The organism is Pseudomonas sp. CGJS7, assembly GCF_036961695.1.
Map to the genome: position 1 here is coordinate 1 of NZ_JBAMDI010000286.1, position 1,810 is coordinate 1,810.

The 1,810-nt window shown below is 61.6% G+C and carries 1 protein-coding gene; it reads right to left on the reverse strand.

Annotation, left to right across the window (positions count from 1 at the left end; translation table 11 throughout):
- The coding region (locus tag V7787_RS52700; RefSeq protein WP_336095440.1) for an immunoglobulin-like domain-containing protein at window positions 1-1,810 on the reverse strand (1,810 nt) is incomplete at both ends.

Here is a 1,810-nt window from a genome sequence, read left to right on the forward strand (position 1 = left end):
ATCAGCGCCTTCAACGGTTGCGATCGATTTGATCACAGGGTCGTTGCTGCCGACGTAGACGTTGTCCGGGGCAGTGACGGTGGCAGTGCCGGTTGTACCGTTAGCCGGGATGGTGATGGTGGTTTTGCCATCGTCCAGGGTAAAGGTCAGCGCCGCGTGCTTGTCGATCGGCAGACCGTCTTTGTTGGTCAGCGTGATGGTGTAAGTGATCTCGCCGCCTTCGGTGACCGAAGGGGTGGCGGTCAGCTTGGCCACTACTTCGTCGGTGGTGTCGGTGACATCCACCTTCGCAGCACCGCCCAACTCCAGGTTCTCGAAGGTGCGACCGTCTACATCCACAGCGGAGGTGATGCCCAGGCTGATCTGGCCAGCATCGTTGTAGACGTCATCGCCCTGAGCAGCGTGGGTGTACGGCGCGCTGGTTTCGCCAGCCTTGATGGTGACCTGAGCATTGTTGCTCAGGGTCACGACCAGGTCGTGGGCCAGCGGTTGGTTGACGTGCACGGTGAAGGTCGGTTTGACGTTCTCGGCCACCGAGGTCTGATCGGCCGTGATGGTGACCTTGACCAGGTCGCCTTCGTTGCCTGGGGTGCCTGGCTCGTCGGTGACCGACGTGCTGACCGGGGTCTTGTCCAGCGTCAGCTGTTCGAACTTGCCGACATCCGCGCCTCCAACGGTTGCGATCGACATCACGACAGGGTCGTTGGTGCCGACGTAGACGTTGTCCGGGGCAGTGACGGTAGCAGTACCCACGGTACCGTTGGCCGGCACGGTGATGACGGTTTTGCCGTCGCTCAGTGTGAAGGTCAATGCACTGTGGTTGTTGATCGGCAGGCCGTCTTTGTTGGTCAGGGTGATGGTGTAGGTAATCTCGCCGCCTTCGGTCACCGACGGGGTCGCGGTCAACTTGGCCACTACTTCGTCGGTGGTGTCGGTCACTTGAACCGAAGCGTTGCCGCCCAGTTGCAGATTCTCGAAGGTCGCACCAGTGGCGTCCACTGCCGAGTTGATGCCCAGGCTGATCTGGCCCGCATCGTTGTAGACGTCATCGCCTTGCGCAGCGTGGGTGTACGGCGCGCTGGTTTCGCCGGCCTTGATGGTGACCTGGGCATTGTTGCTCAGGGTCACGACCAGGTCGTGAGCCAACGGCTGGTTGACGTGCACGGTGAAGGTCGGTTTGACGTTCTCGGCCACCGAGGTCTGGTCGGCCGTGATGGTGACCTTGACCAGGTCGCCTTCGTTGCCTGGGGTGCCCGGCTCGTCGGTAACCGACGTGCTGACCGGGGTTTTGTCCAGTGTCAGTTGCTCGAACTTACCGACGTCCGCGCCTTCAACGGTTGCGATCGACATCACGACAGGGTCGTTGCTGCCGACGTAGACGTTGTCCGGAGCAGTCACGGTGGCAGTACCCACGGTGCCATTGGCCGGCACGGTGATGACGGTTTTGCCGTCGCTCAGCGTGAAGGTCAATGCACTGTGGTTGTTGATTGGCAGACCGTCTTTGTTGGTCAGCGTGATGGTGTAAGTGATCTCGCCGCCTTCGGTGACCGAAGGGGTCGCGGTCAGCTTGGCCACCACTTCGTCGGTGGTGTCGGTGACATCCACCTTCGCGGCACCGCCCAACTCTAGGTTCTCGAAGGTCGCACCAGTGGCGTCTACCGCCGAGTTGATGCCCAGGCTGATCTGGCCAGCGTCGTTGTAGACGTCATCGCCCTGCGCAGCGTGGGTGTACGGCGCGCTGGTTTCACCGGCCTTGATGGTGACCTGGGCATTGTTGCTCAGGGTCACGACCAGGTCGTGGGCCAGCGGT